16 protein-coding genes are annotated in these 24,356 nt (G+C 73.1%); 12 read left to right on the forward strand and 4 right to left on the reverse strand.

Annotated elements, in window-relative coordinates:
- Nucleotides 1–23: 23 nt before the first annotated feature.
- On the forward strand, nt 24–1,481 hold the full coding sequence (locus QQS16_RS31585) for an NCS2 family permease (RefSeq protein WP_286065459.1): 1,458 nt from the start codon (nt 24–26) through the stop codon (nt 1,479–1,481).
- A gap of 99 nt (nt 1,482–1,580) precedes the next feature.
- Nucleotides 1,581–2,741 (forward strand): XdhC family protein, encoded by a 1,161-nt coding sequence (locus QQS16_RS31590; RefSeq protein WP_286065460.1) that lies wholly within the window; start codon nt 1,581–1,583, stop codon nt 2,739–2,741.
- A gap of 53 nt (nt 2,742–2,794) precedes the next feature.
- Here QQS16_RS31590 and QQS16_RS31595 read toward each other — a convergent pair whose 3' ends face one another.
- A complete protein-coding gene (locus QQS16_RS31595; RefSeq protein WP_286065461.1) occupies nt 2,795–3,235 on the reverse strand; it encodes an SRPBCC family protein in 441 nt (146 codons plus the stop codon).
- Nucleotides 3,236–3,444: 209 nt separating this feature from the next.
- Here QQS16_RS31595 and QQS16_RS31600 point away from each other — a divergent pair, with 209 nt between their 5' ends.
- The gene (locus tag QQS16_RS31600) at nt 3,445–4,035 is read left to right on the forward strand and encodes an HAD-IIIA family hydrolase (RefSeq protein ID WP_286065462.1); all 591 of its coding nucleotides are present in this window, start codon (nt 3,445–3,447) and stop codon (nt 4,033–4,035) included.
- Nucleotides 4,036–4,094: 59 nt separating this feature from the next.
- Here QQS16_RS31600 and QQS16_RS31605 read toward each other — a convergent pair whose 3' ends face one another.
- Together QQS16_RS31605 and QQS16_RS31610 are read right to left on the reverse strand one after the other, a co-directional pair.
- A complete protein-coding gene (locus QQS16_RS31605) occupies nt 4,095–5,546 on the reverse strand; it encodes a family 43 glycosylhydrolase (protein WP_502963866.1) in 1,452 nt (483 codons plus the stop codon).
- A 41-nt stretch (nt 5,547–5,587) separates the two neighbouring features.
- Nucleotides 5,588–7,018: a family 43 glycosylhydrolase gene (locus QQS16_RS31610; RefSeq protein WP_502963934.1), complete on the reverse strand. Its 1,431-nt coding sequence runs from the start codon at nt 7,016–7,018 to the stop codon at nt 5,588–5,590.
- Between the two features lie 689 nt (nt 7,019–7,707).
- Between QQS16_RS31610 and QQS16_RS31615 the strand changes: the two genes are divergently transcribed.
- The 4 genes from QQS16_RS31615 to QQS16_RS31630 all read left to right on the forward strand — a co-directional run bounded on the left by QQS16_RS31615 (nt 7,708) and on the right by QQS16_RS31630 (nt 14,683).
- A complete protein-coding gene (locus tag QQS16_RS31615) occupies nt 7,708–8,565 on the forward strand; it encodes a type VII secretion system-associated protein (protein ID WP_286065464.1) in 858 nt (285 codons plus the stop codon).
- The gene (locus tag QQS16_RS31620) at nt 8,562–9,959 is read left to right on the forward strand and encodes a ricin-type beta-trefoil lectin domain protein (protein WP_286065465.1); all 1,398 of its coding nucleotides are present in this window, start codon (nt 8,562–8,564) and stop codon (nt 9,957–9,959) included. The genes QQS16_RS31615 and QQS16_RS31620 overlap by 4 nt, the downstream gene beginning before the upstream one ends.
- Nucleotides 9,960–10,106: 147 nt before the next feature.
- Complete coding sequence (locus QQS16_RS31625) at nt 10,107–13,421, forward strand: right-handed parallel beta-helix repeat-containing protein (protein WP_286065467.1); 3,315 nt, start codon at nt 10,107–10,109, stop codon at nt 13,419–13,421.
- A complete protein-coding gene (locus QQS16_RS31630; RefSeq protein ID WP_286065468.1) occupies nt 13,418–14,683 on the forward strand; it encodes a S8 family serine peptidase in 1,266 nt (421 codons plus the stop codon). Before QQS16_RS31625 ends, QQS16_RS31630 begins: the two co-directional genes overlap by 4 nt.
- A 91-nt stretch (nt 14,684–14,774) precedes the next feature.
- Here QQS16_RS31630 and eccCa read toward each other — a convergent pair whose 3' ends face one another.
- Nucleotides 14,775–18,788 carry a type VII secretion protein EccCa gene (eccCa, locus tag QQS16_RS31635; RefSeq protein WP_286065469.1) on the reverse strand — a complete coding sequence of 1,338 codons (4,014 nt, stop codon included), beginning with the start codon at nt 18,786–18,788 and terminating at the stop codon, nt 14,775–14,777.
- 457 nt (nt 18,789–19,245) lie between these two features.
- On the opposite strand from eccCa, the gene eccD reads away from it, so the two are divergent.
- The 5 genes from eccD to QQS16_RS31660 all read left to right on the forward strand — a co-directional run bounded on the left by eccD (nt 19,246) and on the right by QQS16_RS31660 (nt 24,321).
- Nucleotides 19,246–20,646: a type VII secretion integral membrane protein EccD gene (eccD, locus tag QQS16_RS31640; RefSeq protein ID WP_286065470.1), complete on the forward strand. Its 1,401-nt coding sequence runs from the start codon at nt 19,246–19,248 to the stop codon at nt 20,644–20,646.
- 159 nt (nt 20,647–20,805) lie between these two features.
- Nucleotides 20,806–22,413, forward strand: a complete 1,608-nt coding sequence (gene eccB, locus QQS16_RS31645) for a type VII secretion protein EccB (RefSeq protein WP_286065471.1) — start codon at nt 20,806–20,808, stop codon at nt 22,411–22,413.
- A gap of 561 nt (nt 22,414–22,974) precedes the next feature.
- On the forward strand, nt 22,975–23,310 hold the full coding sequence (locus QQS16_RS31650; RefSeq protein WP_286065472.1) for a hypothetical protein: 336 nt from the start codon (nt 22,975–22,977) through the stop codon (nt 23,308–23,310).
- A gap of 91 nt (nt 23,311–23,401) precedes the next feature.
- Nucleotides 23,402–23,710, forward strand: coding sequence for a WXG100 family type VII secretion target (locus QQS16_RS31655; protein ID WP_286065473.1), 309 nt, complete (start codon nt 23,402–23,404; stop codon nt 23,708–23,710).
- Between the two features lie 140 nt (nt 23,711–23,850).
- Nucleotides 23,851–24,321, forward strand: coding sequence for a type VII secretion system-associated protein (locus QQS16_RS31660; protein WP_286065474.1), 471 nt, complete (start codon nt 23,851–23,853; stop codon nt 24,319–24,321).
- Nucleotides 24,322–24,356 lie beyond the last annotated feature (35 nt).

A 24,356-nucleotide genomic window follows, 5' to 3' on the forward strand; every position in this document is an offset into this window, starting at 1 on the left:
TGTGAACCTTGGGAGCAGGCCACATGACCCAGCAGTCACTGGAATCCGGGACCACGGCCGACGACGCGGGCGAAGGAACCCGCGTCCCGGCCGGCAGGTCCTGGCTCGACCGGTACTTCCACATATCCCGGCGGAACTCGACGGTCGCGCGCGAAGTGCGCGGCGGCGTCACCACCTTCATGGCGATGGCGTACATCCTCCTGCTCAACCCCCTGATCCTGTCCGGCGAGGACGTGGCGGGAGACACCCTCGGCCGGCCGGCACTGATCACCGCGACCGCGTTCGCCGCCGCCCTCAGCACGCTCCTGATGGGGTTCCTCGGCAAGGTGCCGCTGGCCCTGGCCGCCGGCCTGTCCGTCTCCGGAGTGCTTGCCTCGCAGGTCGCGCCCCACATGACCTGGCCGCAGGCGATGGGCATGTGCGTGCTGTACGGCGTCGTCATCATGCTGCTGGTCGTCACCGGCCTGCGTGAGATGATCATGAACGCGATCCCGCTCGCGCTCAAGCACGCGATCACCATGGGCATCGGCCTGTTCGTCGCCCTCATCGGCTTCTACAAGGCCGGCTTCGTCCACCGGGGCGAGGCGACCCCCGTCTCCCTCGGACCCGCGGGCGAACTGGCCGGCTGGCCGGTGCTGTTCTTCGCCGTAACCCTCCTCGCGATCTTCATGCTCCAGGCCCGCGGGGTCCCCGGCGCGATCCTGCTCGGCATCGTCGGCGGCACCGTACTCGCCGTGCTCCTCAACGCGCTGGACGTCATCGACCCGAAGCAGTGGGCGAGCGGCGCCCCCGAACTGCACGGCGGCGCGGTCTCCCTGCCCGACTTCTCGGTCTTCGGCGACGTCGAGTTCGGCGGCTGGGGCGAGGCCGGCGCGATGACCGTCGGCATGATCGTGTTCACCCTCGTGCTGGCCGGGTTCTTCGACGCCATGGCCACCATCATCGGCGTCGGCACGGAAGCGGAACTGGCCGACGCGCAGGGCCGGATGCCGGGCCTGTCCCGGGCGCTGTTCATCGACGGCGCGGGCGGTGCGATCGGCGGCGTGGCGGGCGCCTCGGGCCAGACGGTGTTCGTCGAGTCGGCGACCGGCGTCGGCGAGGGCGCCCGCACGGGCCTGTCCTCCGTCGTCACCGGGCTGTTCTTCGCGGCCTGTCTGTTCTTCACGCCGCTCACGGCGATCGTGCCGGGCGAGGTCGCCGCCGCCGCCCTGGTCGTCATCGGCGCGATGATGATGACGAACGCCCGCCATGTGGACTGGGCCGACCGCGCCACCGCGATCCCCGTCTTCCTGACCGTCGTGATCATGCCGTTCACGTACTCCATCACCGCCGGCGTCGCGGCCGGAGTGATCTCGTACACCGCCATCAGGACCGCCCAGGGCAAGGCACGGGAGATGGGCGCCTTCATGTGGGGGCTGACCGCGATCTTCCTGGTCTACTTCGCCCTCGCCCCGATCGAGAGCTGGCTGGGCGTGCACTAGGGGGTGTTTTGAAAAGTCCTGTGCGGGACTTTTCAAAACACCCCCTAGGCGTCCTGGCCGCGAAGCCCTCCACCCTCACCGCCAAGGAGACCGAGACACATGCTGGACATCGCCGAAGAGCTCCACCGGTGGGTCGGGCAGGGACGCGACTTCGCCGTGGCCACCGTGGTGGCCGTCGGTGGCAGCGCGCCCCGCCGGCCCGGCGCCGCCCTCGCGGTGGACGCCGACGGCACGGCGATCGGCTCGGTCTCCGGCGGCTGTGTGGAGGGCGCGGTCTACGAACTGTGCCGACAGGCGCTCACGGACGGCGAGTCCGTCCTGGAACGCTTCGGCTACAGCGACGACGACGCCTTCGCCGTCGGCCTGACCTGCGGCGGCGTCATCGACATCCTCGTCACACCGGTCCGGGCGGGCGACCGGGTCCGCCCGGTGGTCGCGGCGGCACTCGACGCCGCCGCGCACGGCCGGCCGGCGGCCGCGGCCCGGATCGTGTCCGGTCCCGCCGACCTCGTGGGCCGCGCGATGCTGATCCACCCGGACGGCACGTACGAGGGCGGCTTCGGCGCCCACCCCGAACTGGACCGCACGGTCGCCGCGGAGGCCGGCGCCTTCCTGGACGCGGGCCGCACCGGCACCCTGGAGATCGGCGAACAGGGCGCGCGCTGCGGCTCCCCGCTCACGGTGCTCGTCGAGTCCTCGGTGCCGCCGCCCCGGATGATCGTCTTCGGCGCGATCGACTTCGCGTCGGCGCTGGTGCGCGTCGGCAAGTTCCTGGGCCACCATGTGACGGTGTGCGACGCGCGCCCGGTGTTCGCCACCCGGGCCCGCTTCCCGGAGGCCGACGAGATCGTCGTCGAGTGGCCGCACCGGTATCTGGAACGCACGGAGGTCGACGCCCGCACGGTCCTGTGCGTCCTGACCCACGACGCCAAGTTCGACGTTCCCCTGCTGAAGCTCGCCCTGCGGCTCCCGGTGGCGTACGTCGGCGCGATGGGCTCCCGCCGCACCCACCTGGACCGCGCCGCCCGCCTGCGCGAAGTCGGCGTGCGCGAGAGTGAGTTGACGCGGTTGCGGTCCCCGATCGGCCTCGACCTGGGCGCCCGCACGCCGGAGGAGACGGCCCTGTCGATCGCCGCCGAGATCGTCGCCGCCCGGCGGGGCGGCAGCGGGGTCCCGCTGACCGGGGCGCACACACCGATCCACCACGACGTCGCACAGCGGTCGGCGGAGCGGACGGGACGGATCGGATCGGTGGCCTGAACCGGCCGGCGAGCGGCCCTCCGGACCGCGCTGCCATCAGCTTCCGTCCGCCGTCAGGGGTGCCTGAGCAACTGGTTGACGGTCCGGCCGAAGACCGACCGCGCGGCCGCCCCCAGCAGGGGGTCGAAGAGCGAGGGCAGCAGGCGTACCCGGAGTTCCTCCCGCCAGACCACCCGCGCCCGTCCCCCGGGCCCCGGCCGCACCTCGATCTCGGCCCACCCCCTGACCACCCGGCCCCGCTTCTCCAGCCGGACGAAGCCCGGTTCGTCCTCCGTCGGCGGGCGCCACACCGTGACCTCCATCCGGTCGTCGAAGGAGAGCGGACCGGCCCCCGTGCGGGCCACGAAGACCGTGCCCGCGTCCGTCGGCGGAGGCGTGATCACGACGACGCTGGTCAGGGGGACCGTCGCGGCGTGGCGGGGCCACTCCGTGAGGCGGCGCCAGGCTTCGTCGGGGGAGAGCGGGGCCGTGCGTTCGAGCTGGAAGGTGACCACAGGACGATCGTAGGGAGTCTGAGCTGCTCAGCGGGATATTCGTATACGGCTCACACTCCTGGCCCAGCGGGTCATGGGCGAGGAGGCGTGTCCGGGGCGCACGGTGCCCTGATCCCGCTCGCCGGCCGGCCGGGGCATGAGCGGCCGGCGGGAGGTTACCCGGGGGGACGCGGGAGAACACGAGTGAACGCGAGCGAGGAGGCGGGGCCGTGAGCCATGTGAAGGCCGTGCTGTTCGAACGGGACGGCGTCCTCGTCGAGGACGTCCCGGACAACGCCGACCCCGGCCGGATTCGCCCGGTCGCCGGCGCCCGGGAGGCGGTCGGGCTGCTGCGGCTGCACGGGATCAGCACCGGGGTGCTCACCGACCAGCCCGCCGTGGCGCGTGGGCTGCTGAGCGACGCCGACGTGCGGCGCGTCGACCGGCACGTCGACGACCTCCTCGGCCCGTTCGACGTGTGGGGCGTGTGCCCGCACGGCCCGGACGACGGCTGCCGTTGCCGCGCACCCGAACCGGGGCTGATCCTGTGGGCGGCCGGACGGGTGTGCACGGCCCCGGCGGACTGCGTCGTGGTCGGCGACCTCGGCGCGCACGTCGAGGCCGCACGCCGGGCGGGCGGCCACGGCATCCTCGTCCCGTCCGACCGGACCCCGCAGCGGGAGGCGACGCGCGCGGACCATGTGGCGCCCGATGTCCTGACCGCCGTCCGCGCACTGCTGACCGGACCGCCGCGGGGGCGGGTCCTCGTCGACGAACGGCCCATCGAGGCCGCCTACGACACCGGGGAGGGGCCGGGGTGAGGGCCCCTCCTACGACACCGGGGGAGGGGCCGGGTTGAGGGCCCCTCCCCGGACGCCGGTCACTGGCCGTAGAACGTGGCGTCCGCCCGGTCCGTGGCCGTGCTCACCGGCTGCGTGTACAGCAGGTAGGTGTAGTGGCGCAGGTACCGGCCGGCGGAGGCGTACGACTCGTAGGAGACGCCCGCCGAGTCCGCGAGGCCCGCGCGCCGGTGGAAGGTGGCGTCGGAGGCGAACCGGGCCGTGCCGTCGTTCTTCTCCAGCCGGACCTCGAAGCTCGCGTTGCTCCGCAGGTAGTAGCCGGGGAAGTTGGCCGACTCCAGCGACACGGTGCCGCTGCCGGCCAGGCCGGCGACGGTCCGGAACTGGGAGTCCGCGAGCGGGCTGACATTGGCGTCGACGCGGGCGCGGTAGTCGTAGTGGCGGACGAAACGGTCCGGGAAGTTGTACGACGACAGGCGCTGCGGGGTGACCCCGTCGGCCACCGGGATGCCGAAGTCGGGGGTGCCGTCGGCCTTCCAGTAGAGCTTCTGCACGCGGGTGCGGCGGTTGGGGTCGTTCAGCGGATCACCGGTGATGTCCTTGTAGTCGCGGTCGTGGTAGACGAGGATGTCGGACTTGCCGTCCTCGGAGACGGTGAAGGAGTTGTGGCCCGGACCGTACTGGCCGGTGGCCGCGTTGCTGGTGAAGACCGGGGTCGGACTCTTGGTCCAGGACGCCGGGTTGAGCAGGTCAGCGCTCGCGGAGGCGGACAGCAGGCCGAGGCAGTAGTTGCTGTCGGTGGCGCTCGCCGAGTACGACATGAACACCTTGCCGCCGCGCTGGATCACCGCCGGGCCCTCGTTGACCTTGTAACCGACCGTCTCCCAGGCGTAGGTGGGGCGGGTCAGCCGGACCGGGGTGCCGGTGATGGCCCAGGGGCTGGACATCCTGGCGAGGTAGACGTCGGTGTTGTTGTCGACCGACGGGTCGCGCTGGGCCCAGGACAGATAGCGCACGCCGTTCACCACGAAGGTCGTCGCGTCCAGGGAGAAGCTCTCCCACTGGGTTTTGATCTGGCCCTTCTCCGCCCAGGTGGCGGTCAGCGGGTTGGCGCCGGTGCCCTCCAAGACGTACATCCGGATCGCCCAGATGTCGTTGGTGGCGCCGGCCGCGAAGTACACGTACCACTTGCCGTCGATGAAGTGGATCTCCGGCGCCCAGATGTGCGCGCCCATCACACCGCTGGCGTGCTTGGTCCAGATCGTCGTCTCCGCGGCGGTCTTCAGGCCCTGGATGGTGGTCGCCCGGCGCAGCACGATGCGGTCGTACGCGGGGACGGTCGCGGTGAAGTAGTAGTAGCCGTCCGTGTGTTTGAAGATGTGCGGGTCGGCCCGCTGTTCCGCGATCGGGTTGGTGTAGCTGACGGCGGGGGAGTCCGGCACGGCGGCCTGGGCGGTGGGGCCCGGGCCGACCAGACAGGCCGCGAGGGCGACCAGCCCGGCCAGGAGCAGGCGTACGGCGTTGCGTCTCAAGAGGTCTCTCCAGATCACGAGGTGCGGGGCGGGAAGAGAGGTCAGGTCGTGGGGACGAGGCGCCACTGCTGGCAGTTGTTGTTCAGCCAGGTCCACAGCCGTACGTCGGTCCCGTTCGTGGTACCGCAGTTGGCGACGTCGGCGACCTTGCCGCTGTTCTCGTTCACGATCCGGACGTAGTCACCGGTGGCCGTGTGGACGAGGCGGAACTTCTGGCAGTTGTTGTTCAGCCAGGACCACTGCTTGATGTCCGTGCCGTCGGCCGTCGCGCAGCCCGTGGTGTCCGCGACCTTGCCGGTGGCGACGTTGACCAGCCGGCTCGTGTCGTTGCCGAGGTCCTCGACGCGCCACTTCTGGTTGGCGCCGCCGGTGCAGGTCCACTGGAAGATGTTCGTGCCGTCCGCGGTGTTGCCGCCCTCGACGTCCAGGCACTTGCCGCTGTTGCGGTTCACCAGGGTGTACGCGGTCGGGGTCGCCGCGGTCTCGCCCGCGGGGCCGGGCAGGGTCGTGCCGAGCGCGACCGGGGTGCCGAAGTTCGGTGTGCCGTCCGCGTTCCAGGTGAACTTCTGCGCCCGCGTGGTACGGCCGTTGCCGCAGCCGCCGTTCGCGGTGTCGTTGGCGTGGTAGACGATCCAGTTCTCGGTGCCGTCCGGCGAGCTGAAGAAGCCGTTGTGGCCGGGACCGTAGACGCTCGCCGCGTCATTGCGCTGGAAGACCGGCGTGGACTTCTTCGTCCAGGAGGTGGGGTTCAGCGGGTCGGTGCCGGTCAGTTCCAGCTGCCCCAGCTTGTAGTCCGCGGTCTGGCAGTGGCTGGCGGAGAAGGTGAGGAAGGTGCGGCCGTCGTGGTAGAGCGGCTCAGGCCCCTCGTTGACCGCGCCGCCCGAGGTCTCCCAGCTCGCGGTGGGGCTGGAGATGATGGTGAAGGTGCTGCTGGCCAGCGTGTACGGGTTGCTCATCGGCGCGATGACCAGGCTCTGCCTGCTGCCGTTGATGAAGCCGCTGCCGATCATGTACAGGCTGTTGTTCGCCTTCAGGACGGTGGCGTCGATGAGCCAGCCGCCGGGGGCGAGATTGGAGCCGCTGAGCTGGTTCTTGTAGGTGTACGGGCCCATCGGGTCGGTGCCCGCGCTCTCCAGGACATGGGTGCGCTGGGAGTCGCAGCAGGCGACGCCGCTCTGTCCGGCGGAGTAGTACAGGTACCAGCGGCCGTCGAGGAAGTGGATCTCGGGCGCCCAGATGTTGGTGTTGCGGGTGGCGGTGGTGTCGCTGAAGACCTGGACGCTGGCGGCGGTGGAGAGGCCGGCCAAGGTCGGCGACTTCCGCATGGTCAGCACGCCGGTGAAGGACGTGGTGACCAGGTAGTAGTTGCCGTTGTAGTACTCGAGCCAGGGGTCGGCGCCCTTCTGCGACTTGATCGGGTTGGTGTACGGGCGGCCCTCGGCGGCGGTGGCCGGGGTCGTCGCCGACACCATGGCGACCAGGACGGCCAGCACGCACAGGATCAGGGATCTGTGGCGTCTGGCGGGGGGCTGCTCTGACGACGTCGGCATGCTGGACCATCCCTGTCCGTGATTTCGAACGTGGTTCGTGAATTCGGTCAGAAGATAAGCGGGGGCCATGGTTCCGTCAACGGTTTCGTCACACGCTCTTTACCTGTGCGAATCCGTCCCGGGCGCCGGGTCGCGGCGAAGGCGCTCACCGGCCGCCAGGAAGTCGGCTGAGCGGCCGTGCCGTGCGGGAGTGTCACGGGCGGACCCGTTCACCGCGCCGCCCACCCGCGTCCACGGTGAGCGTGGTCCGGTGACGAAGCGGGAGCGTGCGAGCCCCGGAGCACCGCCGCGCCGCCGAGTCCCCCGGGACTGCCCACCCGGCGCCGTACGTCGCGGAGTCCGGCGGCGTAACCGACTTGGTCCGTCGCGGGGACGCGCCCACCCCAACGCCCCGACGGGCCCGCCCCTTGTCCGCCCTCGCCGTACTGCTCCCGGAAAGTGCTGCGACCGGGCAGGGAACGGGCACGCGGGAGCCCGATACGGATCTTCCGCGGACCCCCGCGGGCGGGGGGCGTGTGGCATCCTGTTGACTCCCCGGCTGAGCAGCGTCGGTGTGTGCGCATGCCGTTCGGCACCCAAGAGTTCGTACGGATCCAAGAGTTCAGGTGGAGATGCGGCCCGCAGATCGGCAAGAGGCCACGCTCGGCGGCCCGCCGGTGTCACCCGAGGCGTCCGGCCCGGCCACCGCCTCCGGCACCACCGAGGCCGCCGACGCCCCTGACATACCCGGGATTCCCGAGGCCGTGCGGGCCGCCGCCCGCCGCGCGCCGGGGCACTGGATCGGGATGGTGGACCCGGAGTGGACCGAGGAGCGGACACCGCCGGAATGGGCGGTGCTGGGGGAGTGGCAGTCGGACGAGAGCGGGGGCGTGGGGGAGTACCGCGCCAACCCGGTGTACCGGCCCTCGGCACGGGTGCTCGGCTGGCCGGAGCCCACCGACCCGGTGGACGCGGCGGCGCAGCGGGCCGCCACCGGCTACGGCTCGGTGGACGCGGCGCTCGCGGCGCTCGCGGAGGCGGAGGTCTCCGTGGTGCGCGGACCGGACGGCGGACCGCTCACGGCCACCGGGCGGGACGGGGCGCCGGTGGTGCTGTTGTTCACCTCGCCGGCCCACGCGTTCATGTCCGCGGCACTTCACCATGACACGCTCCCCGTCCGGGAGTTGGCCCGTTCACTGAGCGGTTCCGGCACCTTCCTGATGGTCAACGCCGGGGCCGCGGCCCCCCTGCTCGTGCCGGCGGACAGCCTTCCCGAGCCCGAGCCCGAGCCCGAACCCAAGCCCGGCGCCGGTTCCGGGCGCGGGGTGGGCGACGAGGGGACGTCCGCGGTGGATGCCGTGGCGGAGGCGGTCCCCGGGGATCCCGTCGGCACGGTGGACCGTACCGGCGCTCCGGCCGCGGACCCCTCCACGGACCCGACCGACAACTTATGCGCACCCTGGCCCCACATCACAGGGAGGACCCCGTGACCCGTCCCGCTGAGCAGCCCTCCACGTCCCCGGCGGCGCGCGCGGAGTCCGGAGCCGACGACGGGAAGACCGGCGACGGGAAGACCGCCGAGGGGAAGACCGCCGTCGGTACGACCGCTGTGACGGCCGCCCTCGCCGAGCCCGAGCGTGAAGGCGGGTTCGAGTCCCCGAAGGCGAAGACGGGAACCTCCGAGACGGAACCTGGATCCGTGAGCCGGCGCGAGTCCGCGGAGGCGGAGGCGGAGGCGGAGGTCGAGGTCGAGGCGGAGACCAGATCCGAAACCGGTACGAAGGTCGCCGATCCCGAGGCCGACCCCGACCGCGAGGCCGCCTCCGCCACCCAGTCCGGGCCCGACCCCGACCGCGACCGCGAGGCCGCCTCCGCCACCCAGTCCGAGCCCGAGGCCGACCCCGACCGCGAGGCCGCCTCCGCCACCCAGTCCGAGCCCGAGGCCGACCCCGACCCCGGTGCCGCCGCCGCGGCCAAGAGCCGGCTGCCCGCGCTCGTGCGGACCATGTCGGCGACCGCGATCGACCGGCCCCAGCAGCCGACCGGACCGGTGGGACGGCCGGGCAGGGCGGTGCTGGCCGGGGCGGCGGTCGCGGGGGCGCTGCTCGTGTCGGTGCCGTTCCTGGTGCTCGGCGGGGACGACGACAAGGGCGGCAAGGCGTCGGCGGCCGGGGGAACCGTCCTCGGCGGGAACGCGCAGGAGGCACCGGGCGATTTCGTGGCCGCTTCGCCGGACGCGGGCTCGCCTGGTGACGGCGCGAAGAGCCCGGCCAAGCCCGGGAAGCCGGTGAAGGACGCACCCGCCTCCCCCTCGGCGCCGGCGCAGGGCGGGAACGGCGACAAGAACGACAAGGGTGACGGCAGCAAGGGCGAGGCCCAGAACCCGCCGAAGACCGACTCCGGCCCGCAGGACCAGCCGAAGTCGCAGGACGGCGACACACAGCCCGGCGACAACGGCAACGACCAGCCGGCGAAGGCCGGTTCGGGTGTCACCCTCGGTTCACCCCTCTCCCTGCGCAGTCATTTCTCGGGCCGCTGCGTCGACGTCCCGAACGTCGACTTCAGCGACGGCAAACAGCTGATCGTCCACGAGTGCAACAACGGCGCGGCGCAGAGGTGGCAGTTCGCCTCCGACGGCACCATCCGCATCGGGGGCTTGTGCATGGACGTGGCCAACGCGAACTTCAACGACGGCACCCCCGTCCAGATCGCCCGGTGCAACGGCGCCGCCGCCCAGAAGTTCGTGCTGAACGCCAGCCACGACCTGGTCAACACCGTCGTCGGCAAGTGCGTCGACATCAAGGACAACAACCGGGGCAACGGCGCCTGGCTGCAACTGTGGAGCTGCGCGGGCACCGACAACCAGAAGTGGAGCATCGCCTGACCGGACGCTCCCCGGACCGGGAGGAGCGCCCCGACATTCCCGCCCCGCCCCACCGGCGCGGCATGATGGCACCGTCGGCTCGCCGACACGCGGCCCCCGCCCACGGGGTGCCCGTCCAAGACGCCGACGAAGCAAGGAGGTTGGTGCGTGTCGCGCCAGGTACTGACGGTCGGTCCAGGAGACCGGGACCGCTACCGGACCATCGGTGAGGCGCTCGCGGCGGCCCGTACCGGCGCGCTCATCAGCGTCCGGCCCGGGACGTACGCGGAGAACCTGGTGATCCACACCCGAGTCACCCTCACCGCCGCCGAGGGGCGGGGCACGGTCGAGATCCGCCCGCGTTCGGGCAGCGTGCTCGCGCTGCGCGCCGACGCCGTGATGCTCTCCGAACTGACCCTGCGCGGCGGCGACGCCGAACAGCCGGCCGTGGACGTACGGCGCGGGCAGGCCGCGCTCGACGGCTGCGAGGTCGTCGGCGCCGCCTGGACCGCGCTGCTGGCCGGGGGCACCGGTTCGCTCGCGCTGCGGGACTGCCGGGTGAGCAACCCGCAGGGCGCGGGCATCGTGGTCACCTCGACCACGCCCACCACCGTGGAGTCCTGCACCTTCGAGCACCTGGGCACCAGCGGCCTGGTCCTCGCCGAGCAGGGCGAGGCTCGCGTCCGCGGCTGCACCGTGCGCGACGCCCGCGGCAACGGCCTGCTCGCCAACGGCGAGGCCCGCGGCACCGTCGAGGACTGCGACATCTCCTCCACCGACAAGCCCTCCCTCGCCCTGGAGCAGAACTGCTCCCTCTCGGTGGTCCGGACCGTGGTGCACGACACCAGCACCGGCGTGCACCTGAGCAGCGCGGGCCGTACGACGCTGGAGGACGTCCGGGTCACCGGCGCCTCCGGGAACGGGATCACGCTGGCCGCCGGCACCGACCCGGTGCTGCGTCGCTGCCGCGTCTCCCGCACCCGCGGCCACGGCGTGCTGGTCACCGACCGGGCGCGCGGCACCTTCGAGGACTGCTGGGTGGACGGCGCGCAGGGCGTGGCGCTACGGGTCGCCGGGGCCGCCTCCCCGGCGCTGACCGGCCTGACGGTCCGCGACTGCCACGAGACCGGGCTGCTCCTGGAGGAGGACTCGGCGCCGGAGCTGGACCGCCTGGAGGTGATCGGCGGCTCGCCCGCGATCGCGGTGCGCGGCGGCGCCGACCCGCTGCTGCGCCGGGCCCGCCTGGTGGAGCCCTCGGGGGACGGCATCACCGCCACGAAGGACGCCCGCGGGCGTGCCGAGGACTGTGAGATCGTCCGGCCCAAGGGCGCGGGTGTGCGCGTGGCCTCCGGCAGCACGCTCTACCTGGCCGGCGGCGGGGTCTCCGACACGGACACCAGCGGCCTGGTCGTGGAGGACGGCGGCAGCGTCACCGTCCGCGACTTCCGTATCGAGATGTCCGGTGAGGAGGGCGTGCTGGTCGCCGCGGGCGGCGAACTGACCGCCAACCGCACCGTGGTGCACGCCCCGCGGGGCCACGGTTTCCTGCTCCGCGAGGGCGCGCTCGCCTCGCTCAGCGGCTGCGAGGTCACCGGCGGCGCCGAGGACGGCTTCCGGGTCGAGTCCACCGCGCCGGTCTCGCTGGTGAACTGTCTCGCCCGGGAGAACGAGGGCGGTGGCCTGGTGCAGACCGCGCCCGGTGAACGGCTCGCCGTGGAGGGCCTGAACAGCGTCGGCAACGGCAAGCGGGACGCCTGGGGCACCGGCAGCGCCGAGAACACCGACCCGGCCGGCTCCGGCGCCGCGGACGCTCCCCCGGCGGACCGCGCGGACGGCCCGCTCGGCGCCCTGAACGCGCTGATCGGCCTGGAGAACGTCAAGCAGCAGGTGCGCACCCTGGTCAACCTGACCCAGCTCGCCCAGCGCCGCGAACAACTCGGCATGCCCGCCCCGCCGATGAGCCGCCACCTGGTCTTCGCCGGCCCGCCCGGCACCGGCAAGACCACCGTCGCCCGCCTGTACGGGGCGATCCTGGCCGAACTCGGCTCGCTGCGCAGCGGGCACCTGGTGGAGGTCTCCCGCGCCGACCTGGTCGCGCAGATCGTCGGCGGCACCGCGATCAAGACCACCGAGACCTTCCAACGGGCTCTCGGTGGCGTGCTGTTCATCGACGAGGCGTACACCCTCACCGCCGACAGCGGTCACGGGGGCGCCGACTTCGGCCGCGAGGCGGTGGACACCCTGCTGAAGCTGATGGAGGACCACCGCGACGACGTGGTGGTGGTCGCGGCCGGTTACTCCCGTGAGATGGACTCCTTCCTCGGCTCCAACCCGGGTCTGGCCTCGCGTTTCTCACGGACCGTCGAGTTCGAGAACTACTCGGTGACCGAACTGGTCGCCATCATGGAGAACATGTGCGCCCAGCACCAGTACGAGCTGGGCGAGGGCACCGCGGCGGCGCTGGCCGCGCACTTCGAGGCGATGCCGCGGGACGCCGGATTCGGCAACGGCCGTGCCGCACGCGGGGTGTTCGAGGAGATGGTGGACCGGCAGGCGGTCCGGCTGTCCAGTCAGGCGCAGGTCGGCGAGCACGACCTGCGGCTGCTGCTGCCGGAGGACGTCTCCGCCACCGCCGCCGCGCAGGCGACCGCGACCGCCACTCCGGAGAACGACCCGCTGACCCGCCTCGGCGACATGGTCGGCCTGGCCGAGGTGAAGCGTGACGTCACGGACCTGGTCAACCTCATCACCACCGCCCGTCACCGCGCCGCCGCCGGGCTCCCGGTGCCCTCGCTCAGCCATCACATGGTCTTCACCGGCCCGCCCGGCACCGGCAAGACCACGGTCGCCCGCCTCTACGGGGAGATCCTGACCCAGCTCGGCATCCTCGAACGAGGCCAGCTGGTCGAGGCGGCCCGCGCCGACCTGGTCGGCCGCTACATCGGCCACACCGCCCAGCTCACCCGCGAGGTCTTCGAACGGGCCCGCGGCGGCGTGCTGTTCATCGACGAGGCCTACACCCTCACCCCGCGCGGCGGCGGCGCCGACTTCGGCCAGGAGGCGGTGGACACCCTGCTGAAACTGATGGAGGACCACCGCGACGAGGTGGCCGTCATCGTGGCCGGCTACACCGAGGAGATGGAGCGCTTCCTCGCCTCCAACCCCGGCCTGTCCTCCCGCTTCCCGCGCCGGGTCACCTTCGCCGACTACTCCTCCGAGGAACTGGTCACCATCGTGCGCACCCAGGCCGCGAACATGGGCTACGAGTGCGGACCGGGCACCGGCCCGCTGCTCAGGGAGTACTTCGACGCGCTGCCCCGGGACCGCTCCTTCGGCAACGCGCGCCTGGCCCGCCAGGTGGTCGAGTCGATGGTCACCCGCCAGGCCGGACGGCTCAGTTCGCTGGCCGCGCCCACCCTGGACGACCTGCGCGTCCTGCGCCCCGAGGACGTCACGGCCGCCGCTCCCAAGGCGGCCCGGTGAGGCCGCCCGCCCGCGGGGCCGCCCGCCTGCTGTCCGGCGCCGGCCTCGCCGCGGTCCTGCTGCTGCCCGGGGCCGGCCCGGTCCAGGCGGCCCCCGGGGCGGGCCCGCCCACGGCCGACGGGACGACGAAGGGCCAGGAACTGCCCGGCATGCCCTCCGCCTTCGATCCGGAGGCCGAACAGGTGGCCTGCACCCCCGCCTCCCGCCGGCAGGCGGAGAAGCAGGACTGGTCGCGCCAGCGCCTCGACCTGGACCGGCTGCACCGGCACGGCACCGGCGCGGGCGTGACCGTGGCCCTGATCGACACCGGGGTCGCCCCTGACGCCGCCGGACTCGACGGCCGGGTCACAGCGCAGGGCGCCGCCGGTGACGACTGCGTCGGGCACGGCACCTTCCTGGCCGGGCTGATCGCCGGAAGCGGCGCCGACAGCCCGGGCCTCGCCGGGGTGGCCCCGGACGCGAGGATCCTGGCCCTGCGCGGCACCGACGAGCGCGGTGCTCCCGACCCCGGCCTGGTCGCGGCGGCGCTGCGCGAGGCGACCGCGGCCGGGGCCCGGGTGATCGCGGTCGCGGTGGCCCTGCCCCGCCGTGACGCGGAGCTGACCCGCGCGGTCGCCGACGCCCGTGACGCGGGCGCGGTGGTGGTCGCCGCGGCCACCCCGGACCCGCCGTCCCGGGGCGGCACCGACGACGTCCCGTCCCGTACCTACTGGCCGGCCGGTGAGCCGGGCGTCCTCTCGGTCGCCGACATGCTCCCCAGCGGTCTGCGCCCGAACGGCTCCCTGCCCACGGGCGGCATCGACCTGGCCGCGCCCGGCGCCGGCGTGGTCTCCGGCGGCCCGCGCGGCGACGGCCACTACCTCGGCGGCGGCGCCTCGGTGGCCACCGCCTACGCCGCCGGGGCCGCCGCGGTGGTCCGCGCCGACCGCCCCGACGACTCCGCGGACGCCGTCACCCGCCGTCTGACCGCCACCGCCTATCCCGCCGACCTCCCCCAGCTCGACCCCTACGCCGCCGTCACCACCGTCCTCGGCGACCCGGCCCCGCCGGCCGGCGCCGACCGCGGCTCCGTTCCGGTCGTCCTCCGCGACACCTCCGCGGCCGACCGCGCCACCGACCGTGCCACGCTCATCGTCCTGTTCGGCACCGCCGGTGTCCTCACCGTCCTGTGGGCCGCCTACGCCCTTCCCCGGGCCCGCGCCCGGGGATGGCGCCCGGCCGGGGAGGGCCCGGCGGGAGCGAGCGCGGTGGGGCGGGAGTGAACCGAGGACCGGCGGGGGCCACCTGAAGTGGCCCCCGCCGGTCCTCGCGTCCGGTCCTCGCGCCGCGTCCGGTCCCCGTCCCGGGGTCCGGTCAGCGGCCCTGTCCCGGGCTCTCCTCCACCAGTGCCGTCTGCATCAGCCGCTCCCGGCGGCGGGCGATGTGCAGGGCCCGGCCGGGGGGCAGGTTACGGGGCTTGGCGTTGCCGAACAGGCGGCCTTCGGTGGGCGGGCAGGACAGCAGGACGGCGGGGTTGTTGGACTCGTCGAGACGGCGCAGGAGCGCGTCGCTGAGACCGCGGCCGGCGCCCATGGCACTGCGGGCGACGACCAGGTGCAGACCCATCTCGAAGCCGAGGGTCAGGTGCTCGAAGAGGGGCTCGAAGGGACTCTGGAAGGAGTTGCTGGAGACCATGTCGTAGTCGTCGACCAGGATGAACAGGCGTGGGCCGGTCCACCAGTCGCACTGACGCATCCGGCCGGGGGCGATGTCGGCGCCGGGCACACGGGTCTTCATCGCGCGGGCCGCGCCCTCGATGGTCTCCTTCAGGTTGTCCAGGGAGATCACGTGCCCGATGCGGTACTCCTCGGGCACGGTGTCCACCAGCGTGCGGCGGTAGTCCACCACGATGATCTTCGCCTCGGTGGGGGCGTACCGGGCGGTGATGCCCTCGGTGACGCGGCGCAGCAGGTTGGTCTTGCCGCTCTCGGTGTCGCCGACCACGATCAGGTGCGGGGTGCGGCTGAAGTCGTGCCAGACCGGTTCCAGGGCGTCCTGGTCGATACCCAGCGGCAGGCGCATCCCGCCGCCCTCGGTGGCCTCGGGCGCGGGAAGCTCGGCGAGCGGGAGCCGGTGCGGCAGCATCCGGACCTGCGGTGCGGACGCGCCGGACCAGTGCCGCGAGACCTCGGCGACCAGGTGGGCGACGCCCTCACCGAGGTCGTCCAGGGAGCCGCTGCCGTCGAGGCGGGGCAGGCCGGCCAGGAAGTGCATCTTGCTGTCGGCGGTGATGCCGCGGCCCCCGCTGCGCGGCACCGAGCGGGCCTTGCGGGTGTCGATCTCGGAATCCATCGGGTCGCCCATCCGCAGTTCGAGGCGGGTGGCGGCCTGGTCGCGGACCTGGGCGGACAGCTCCACCCAGCGGGTGGTGGTGATGATCAGGTGGATGCCGTAGTTGAGGCCGCGGGCGGCGAGTTCGTTGAACTTCGGGATCAGGTCGTCGTAGTCCTGGCGGACCGTGGACCAGCCGTCGACCACCATGAACACGTCGCCGAAGGGCTCGTCGGGGAACTCCCCGGCGGCCCGGCGGCGGCGGTAGGACTGCATGGAGTCGACGGTGTGGTCCACGAAGAACTGCTCGCGGCGGGCGAGCAGCGTCATCACCTCGGCCACCGCCCGGTGCACCCGCTCCGGGTTGAGCCGCGCGGCGACGCCGCCGACGTGCGGGAGCGCGGCGAACTGCGACAGGCCGCCGCCGCCGAAGTCGAGGCAGTAGAACTGGATCTCGGCGGGGGTGTGGGTGAGGGCGAGGGCGCCGATCAGGGTGCGGGCGAGAGTGGACTTGCCGCTCTGCGAACCGCCCGCGATGGCGACATGGCCGCCCGCCCCGGACAGGTCCACGACCAGCGGGTCGCGGCGCTGCTCGAAGGGCTTGTCCACCAGGCCGACCGGGACCCGCAGCTTGCCGGTGCCGGGCCAGCGGGAGGTGAGGCCGCGCTCGGGGTCGGGGGAGAGGCCGGGCAGCAGGGCGTCCAGCGGTGACGGCGTGTCCAGCGGCGGCAGCCACACCTGGTGGGCGGCGGGGCCGGAGTCGCGCAGGCGGTCGAGGGCCACGTCGAGGAGGGTCTCCTCGTCGTCGGTCTCCTCCGTCTCCGGCTCCGGTTCGGGCGCCGCCTCCAGGGTGCGCGGCACCACCCAGCCGCTGGTCCACGGCACCACCTGGCTGGCCACCCGGGCCCGGACCACCGCGCCGGTGCGGCGCCGGTAGGTGCCGGAGGAGTAGGCGGCGCGGAACCGGGTCAGGGACTCCACGCCGGACTTCAGGTAGCCGTTGCCGGGCTGGGCCGGGAGCTGGTAGGCGTCCGGCACGCCGAGCACGCCCCGGCTCTCCATGGCGGAGAAGGTGCGCAGACCGACGCGGTACGACAGGTGGCTCTCCAACTGGTGCATGCGGCCCTCGTCCAGGCGCTGCGAGGCGAGCAGCAGGTGCACCCCGAGGGAGCGGCCGAGGCGGCCGATCATCACGAACAGGTCCATGAACTCCCGGTGCGCGGAGAGCAGTTCGCTGAACTCGTCGACCACCACGAACAGGCTGGGCAGCGGGGTGAGGTCAACCCCGGCGGCGCGGGCCCGCTCGTACTCCAGGGCGGAGGTGTAGTTGCCGGCGGAGCGCAACAGCTCCTGGCGCCGCATGAGTTCGCCGTGCAGGGCGTCCTGCATGCGCTCCACCAGAGCGACCTCGTCGGCGAGGTTGGTGATGACCGCGGAGGTGTGCGGGAGTTCCTCCAGACCGAGGAAGGTGGCGCCGCCCTTGAAGTCGACCAGGACGAAGTTGAGGGTCTCGGAGGAGTTGGTCAGGGCGAGGCCGAGGACGAGGGTGCGCAGCAGTTCGCTCTTGCCGGAGCCGGTGGCGCCGATGAGCATGCCGTGCGGGCCCATGCCCCCTTGCGCGGACTCCTTGATGTCCAGTTCCACCGGGCGGCCGTCCACGCCGACCGCGACCGGCACCCGCAGCCGGGCGGAGCCGGTGTGCCGCTCGAAGAGGGTGCGCGGCTCGTGCCGGTGCAGATCGGGGATGCCGAGCAGGGTGGTCAGCTCGACGTCGGTGTCCAGCGGCTGCGCGATGTCGGTGCCCAGGCTGATCCGCCGTGAGGTGAGCAGCCGGGCCAGCGACTCGGCACCGAGCGGGCCGAGCCGGTCCGGGCGGCCGAGTGGTACGGACCGCTCCTTGCGGCTGCGGTCGGTGCGCACCAGGTTCACCTGGTCCGGCCCGACGGTCAGCCGCAGCGTGTTGCGGCCGGGCCGCCAGCGCAGCGCCCCGGAGACGTCGAGGACCACGGCGTTGCGGTAACCGTGCCCCTCCCAGCGGTGCCCCTCGGGGACGCTGACGCCGTCCAGGACCACGACGGTGTAGGGCTCGTCCCGGCCGGGCCGGGCGTCCGGGTCGAAGCCGGGGCGCTCGGCGAACTCGGCGCCGAGCAGGTCGTCCAGTTCGGTGAGGTCGGCGGTGATCCGGCGGACCTGGCCGGCGCCGTCCTCCTCGTACGGGTGCAGGGCGTGCGGCAGCCACTTGACCCACTCCCAGTCGGGCCGCCGCTCGTCGCTCACGCAGACCGCCAGCCACAGCTCCTCGGGCGCGTGGAACACCGCGAGCTGGCCGAGCGCGGCCCGCACGAGGGCGCGTACGGCGTCGGCGTCGGCGTCGGTCGCGGGGGCGCCGTTCGCCGCGTGCGGCGCGACGCCCGGCTCGGCGGGTTCCTCGCCGTCGGTCCCCTCCGGGCGCAGCAGCACCCGGGCCGAGGAGCGCAGGTACAGGCCCAGGGGCTGTTCGGGGATGGTGGAGTAGGCGCGGATGAAGCGGCGCAGGGCGTGCGCGCAGAGCGGTTCGAGGTCCTCCACCGGGCGGGTGGAGACCGGTTGCAGGGTGAGTGCGAGCTGCTGCTCACCGACCGCGAGCCGGACCTCGCCGAAGTCCTCGTCGGCCGGGCGGCGTTCCCACAGGCGTGAGGTGCGGGCCAGCGAGCGGAGCGAGGCGGGCTCCGGGTGGCGCCAGGCGAGCGCCCGCTGCTGCTCCACGATGGTGGCCCGGACCCGCTTGCGGGTCTGCGCCAGATAGCGGAGGTAGTCGCGGCGTTCGCCCTTCAGGCGCTGCTTGCGCTCGCTGGAGCGGCGCATCAGCTGCCCCAGCAGCATGGCACCGGCGGACAGCGCCATGACGCCCATCGCCAGGTACATGAAGACGCCGTTCCCGCCGCCGGGACGCAGGAACATCAGCATCATCGACACCGACATCAGCGCCATCGGCAGATAGGTCCATATCGCCGAGGTGTCGGGCACCGTCTCGGAGAGGACCGGCGGCTCCTGGAGGGTCAATTGGCCCTCGGGCATCTCCGGTCCGCGCCTGCGGGCCGGCCGGCGAAAGAGCACCACACTCAAGGGAACAGAACCTCCGGGTTCACTGGGCTTTCCGGCCCGCACCGAATACCGCTGCACCCGGTAACGGGAAAGTGCCGCACCGTCACTGACTCCGGGGTTTTCCGGGCAGCGGTGAAATCCGGGTGAACGGTGCGGGCGAAATCCGCCGGGGCGGGCAACTCTCGTAGCGGTCGACTCCGTACCGGCCGGGAGTCCGGTCCGCAGCACAATGCGGCGGGCATCGGCAGTAGTCTGCATCCACGGAACGCGACCTGTCCACGCGGGAAAGGTAGTTGCCGGGCGCGCGGGCCCAATCCCCTTGCCCCGCACCGCTCCTGGCCGTGCGGGCTTTCCGTACTCTTCGCCCATTCCCCCTTTCCCGGGGGAAATCCCCCAGCCAAACCCCCCACGGAAGACGAGAGTTCAGCTGATGACCGACAGCGCGGTGGCCGAACTGTGCCGCCTGACCGTACGCGCGCCGAGCGTCTCCGTCGATCTGGCCGTGCCCGCCGACGTGCCGGTCGCCGACCTGTTGCCCACGCTGTTGCGCTATGTCGGCGAGGAGGCCGAGGAGACCGGGCTCGACCACGCCGGCTGGGTGCTCCAGCGCCTCGGTGACGCTCCGCTCGACGAGGAGACCACCCTCGCCCGCGCCGGGCTCGCCGACGGCGCCGTGCTCCACCTGCGCCCGCACACCGAGGCACTGCCCGAGGCCCGGCTCGACGACCTGGTGGACGGGATCGCCGACACCGCGGGCCGGCGGCTGCACAACTGGCATCCCGGCGCGGCCCGCGGGCTGCTGGTGGGCACCGTGGTGGCGACCGTGCTGACCGCTCTCCTGCTGGTGTTCTGGCCCGGGGTGCCCGCCTCTTCCCGGGCGGCCTTCGCGGGCGTGACCGGGCTGCTGCTGCTCGCGGGCGCGGGCTCGGCCAGCCGCGCGGTCGGCGACCGGCTCTCCGCGACCGCGCTCGGCCTGCTGGTCGCGCCCTGTCTGGCGCTGGCCGGCTGGGTACTGCCCGGCGGCGACCTGACCGGGCCGGACGCGGCGCGGGTCGCGGGCGCGCGGCTGCTCGCCGCGGGCGCGGCGGGCGCGGGCGGCGCGGTCCTCGCGCTCGCCGCCACCGCGGTCGGCGCCCCCGCCCTCCTGGCCACCGCGGTGGTCGCGGGGGCCACCGCCGTCGCCGGGGCCCTCATGGGGTACACCGCGCTGGACGTGCCGGCCGCGGTCGCGCTGGTGGCGACGGTGATCGTGCTGGCCGCCGGGGCGGTGGTGCCGTTCGCCTTCAAGCTGGCCGGGATGCGGATGCCGGCGCTGCCGTCCTCCGCCAGCCAGCTCCAGGAGGGCATCGAGCCCTACGCGGGCGACGAGGTCGCCGAGCGCACCGAGCTGGCCGGGCGCTGGGTCACCGCGCTCTTCGCCGCCACCGGCACCGTCGCCGCGGCGGCCCTGGTCGTCCTCGCCGAGCGCCCCGGCCTGCCCGAGGTGCTGACCGCGTCGGCGCTGAGTCTGCTGCTGCTCCTGCACTGCCGCGGCCTGGTGCACATCGCGCAGCGGCTGACCCTGGCGGTGCCCGGGATCGCGGGGCTGCTGCTGCTCGCCAGGGCCTGGGCGCTGGACAGCGACGCCGACGGGCGCGCGGTGGTCTTCGCGGTCCTGCTCGGCGCGGCGGCCGCACTCGTGATCGCCGCCTGGACCGTGCCCGGCCGCCGGGTGCTGCCGTACTGGGGCCGCGCGGCGGAGCTGGCGCACACCGGCTTCGCGGTCGCGCTGCTGCCGCTCAGCATGTGGGTGGCGGGCCTGTTCGGCTGGCTGCGCGGCCTGTTCGGCTGAGTCCACCTGTACGCCGGACGCCCGGTCACTCGGGCCGCCCGGTCACCCCGGTCGCCCGGGCGGGGCACCGGTCATCCGGGTCGCCCGGGTCACTCCGGTCGCCCGGGTCACCCCGGACATCCGAACCCCCGGTCACCGAGAACGAGTTGAGGAGAGGCTGTGCAGTCCAAACGCGACCAGGTGCAGGCCCACGGTTTCATGATGGGCAGGCTCAGCTCGGGCCTGCTGATGGCCGACCCGGACGCCCCCGAGAGCCCGCTCGGGCGCACCACCCGCGGCGTGATCTTCGGCCTGCTGGTCACCGTCCTGATCGGCGCGGGTGCCACCGTCTACGGGCTGCTGCGCCCCGGCGGCAACGACGGCTGGCGCGACGGCGAGCACCTGGTGGTCAACCGGGACACCGGCGCCCGCTACCTGTGGACCGGCACCGACGGAGTGCTGCACCCGGTGCGCAATTACGCCTCGGCGCGGCTGATCGGAGGCTCCGACCTGGCGACCGAGGACGTCGGAACGGCTTCCCTGGGCGACACCCCGGTGGGCGCCCCGCTCGGCATCCCCGGCGCTCCGGACACCGTGCCCGAGCCCGGCCGGCTCGACGACGGAGCCTGGCACATGTGCGTCACCGGGCCGGAGGGAGCGCTGCCCAGTACCTCCGGGGCCGGGGCGGGCACCGGGGTGAACGCGCCGGGCGCCACCACCGTGGTCGCCGGGGCGCCGCTGGACTCCGCCGGGATCGGCGGTGACCGCGGGGTGCTGGTACGCGGCCCGGACGGCACCGAGTACCTGGTGTGGCGGGGGAGCAGGCTGCCGCTGGACCGCGCCGCCGACGCCCGCAACGCCCTCGGCTACGGCTCGGAGCGGCCGATGCCGGTCTCCGCGGCCTTCCTGGACGCGCTCGCGCCCGGCCCCGTCCTGAGCCCGCCGGAGGTGCCGGGGCGCGGCGAGCGGGGCCCCGAGCTCGGCGGTGAGGCCAGCCGGATCGGCCAGCTGTTCAAGATCAGCGTGCCCGGTGGCGGCAGTACGTACCACCTGCTGCGCCGGGACGGCCTGGTGCCGCTGACCCGCCTCGGGGCCGCCCTGGTGCTGGGCGACCCGGCCACCCAGGAGGACGCCTACCAGGGGCGGTCGCCCGAGGTGCGCACGGTCGGGGCGGACGCGCTGCGCGAACACCGGGCGAAGGACGCGGACCAGGCCGGTTCCGCGGAGCTGCCGGACGCGCCGCCGGTCCCGCGGTCCACGCCGCGCGGCACCGCCCTCTGCGCCAAGGTGGACGGCGGCGACGGCGGCGCCCGGATCAGCTCGGTGCTGGTCCCACTGGCCCAGCTCGGTCCGGTCGCGGTGCCGCAGGGCACCGACCAGCCGGTGGAGCGGGCCTGCACCCCGCCGGACGCCGCGGTGGTCCGGCCCGGGCACGGCGCCCTGGTCCGGGCCCTGCACGCGAGCGGCGCCGCGCACGCGGGCACCACCTATCTGGTGGCGGACAACGGCGTGAAGTACCGGGTCCCCTCCACGGACGCGCTGGACGCGCTCGGTTACGGGGCCGGGGACATCGGCTCGGTCCCGGCGCCGCTGCTCGCGGCCTTCCCGACCGGCGCGGACCTGGACCCGGCCGTCGCCTCGGGCGCCGCGCGGCCCGAGGTCACCGCTCCGCGGTGCGGTACCGCCGGGCGAACGGACGAGCCCGGGACGGACGAGTCCGAAACGGAGGGCGAGGCGGACGAGGCCGGCACGGCGGGCACCGCCCGCGCGGCCGGTACGGCGCCCTGAGCCGGGCGAGGAACCCGGGAGACGCCCGCCGCGAACGAGAAGGACGAGAAGGACGAGAAGGAAGGGTGGGTCCGGGGCGAACACCGGCCGACTCGGCACCGGTGGTGCGGAGTCGGCCAAGTTCGTCACCGTCCCGGCCGCGGGGTGACACCCGCGGCCGGGGCCCCGCCTGACGGAGCGTCGCGCGAGGAATGCCGGGATCGCGAGGGGAGACCTCAGAAAAAGCTCAGAGAATACGGTCACCCGGCGCCGCGGAATCCCCGCGGGCGGCCCGGACATGCCGGAAACGGGCCATTCCGGTGACCGGTTCCGTTCTCCGCGCGCCCGTTTCCCGCCCGGATCGGCCGGCTCGGGGGACCGTACACGTACCACTTCCACAGCCGGTGAAGCGGACCGTTCACCCCGGTGAAACGACCGAACAACTCCCGTGGTACACGGGACTTTTGACGACCTGTCCGGAACCTCAAATTTTCCCTGCACGCGTTGCGCGGAACACGTGCTTCTCTTTAGCCTCAGCGGGCAACGCTGCGACGAGACTTGCTCGAACGAAGGGAGCGCGACATGGCGGACAGTGCCGCGAGGAAAGCGGATTATGCCAAGGGCTTGGGGGGCGTCTCGTCCCTGGAGTCGGCCCGGGACCAGGTCGAGAAAATCCAGAACAACGTCGCCGAGATCGCCGCGCGTTCGGGTGTCGGCGGCGACGAGGGCCAGGCCCTGTTCAAGCTCTTCCGCAGCTGGAACGGCGAGGCGCAGAAGGTCGTCATCCAGATCAGCAAGATGATCGACGCGCTCCAGGAGAACGTCACCTCCGCCAACCGCCTGGCGAAGGAGAACCAGGACCTGACCGAGGTCCTCACCAGCAAGACCACCCAGGGCGTCTTCGAAGCACTGCGCTGACCCGCCCCCTTCCGGCGCCGGTCCCTTTTCGGAAGGCCGGACTCCGTGAGCTTCCCGGGCCCCGGCGCCCGGCCACCCGTGAGGAGACGTCATGGCTGACGGCATCATCGACGTGCAGTATCCCGTGGTCCAGAACGCCATCGAGGAGCTGAAGAACCAGACCCAGCAGATCATCAACACCCTCAACAACCTGGAGGACGAGCTGAAGCCGCTCGTCAGCACCTGGGAGGGTTCGGACCAGGCGATGTACATCCAGGTCCAGGAGCAGTGGGACCAGGCCACCAAGGCCATGGCCCTGCTGCTCGGCGACAGCGGCGCGCTGATCCAGAGCATCCACGACAACCACACCCGCGACGAGCGCAAGAGCACCGACAACTGGAGCAACGTCCGGGCCCGCTAGGCCTGTCCGACCGTGCCCGGCGCGGCACCGCGCGCCCGGCCGTGGCCCGCCGGTCCGGCCGTCCGCACACCCGGCGCCGGCCGGCCCGGCGGCCCGCCCCGTGAATCCCCCGTTCGGTACCAAGCGCAGGAGGACGTCCCATGGCCGGTGAGAAGGCCGACGTCAGGCATTTCGACCTCAAGCAGCTGGAGAACTTCCGGGACAACGAGGTCCAGCCGGTGCACACCGCCGCCAAGAAGCACCGTGAGCAGGGCGACGGGGCCCACATCCGCCCGCTGGGCCACCTCATCGACGGGCACACCACCCCGGGAAACCTCGCCCAGAACAAGCAACTCCTGCGCATCGGCAAGATGGTCACCGACCCGCTGGTCTCGGGGCCGAAGCTGATCGAGGACGTCCGCGCGGCGGCCCAGTCGATCGACAAACTGCTGGGTGACCAGATGGAGCTCTTCAAGGAGCTCAAAGAGGCACTCACCGAGACCATCGACGCGGCCAACAAGACCAAGGACAAGAACCTCGACGCGATCGACGCGCAGACGCTGCTCACGACGCTCGACGAGGTCGACACCCTCACCGCCGGCGGAACCGGCAAGACCGACAAAGACACCTGACACCTGAGCCCGTGCCGCGCGGGCCGGCCGGGACC

This window comes from Streptomyces sp. ALI-76-A (assembly GCF_030287445.1).
In the GTDB taxonomy this organism is placed as follows: domain Bacteria; phylum Actinomycetota; class Actinomycetes; order Streptomycetales; family Streptomycetaceae; genus Streptomyces.

Coding starts and splice junctions, on each gene's coding strand:
- QQS16_RS31585 (WP_286065459.1), top strand. CDS start 24: ATGACCCAGCAGTCACTGGAATCCGGGACCACGGCCGACGACGCGGGC.
- QQS16_RS31590 (WP_286065460.1), top strand. CDS start 1,581: ATGCTGGACATCGCCGAAGAGCTCCACCGGTGGGTCGGGCAGGGACGC.
- QQS16_RS31610 (WP_502963934.1), bottom strand. CDS start 7,018: ATGGTGTCGGCGACGACCCCGGCCACCGCCGCCGAGGGCCGCCCGTAC.
- QQS16_RS31615 (WP_286065464.1), top strand. CDS start 7,708: ATGCGGCCCGCAGATCGGCAAGAGGCCACGCTCGGCGGCCCGCCGGTG.
- eccCa (WP_286065469.1), bottom strand. CDS start 18,788: ATGCCCGAGGGCCAATTGACCCTCCAGGAGCCGCCGGTCCTCTCCGAG.
- eccD (WP_286065470.1), top strand. CDS start 19,246: ATGACCGACAGCGCGGTGGCCGAACTGTGCCGCCTGACCGTACGCGCG.
- QQS16_RS31650 (WP_286065472.1), top strand. CDS start 22,975: ATGGCGGACAGTGCCGCGAGGAAAGCGGATTATGCCAAGGGCTTGGGG.
- QQS16_RS31655 (WP_286065473.1), top strand. CDS start 23,402: ATGGCTGACGGCATCATCGACGTGCAGTATCCCGTGGTCCAGAACGCC.
- QQS16_RS31660 (WP_286065474.1), top strand. CDS start 23,851: ATGGCCGGTGAGAAGGCCGACGTCAGGCATTTCGACCTCAAGCAGCTG.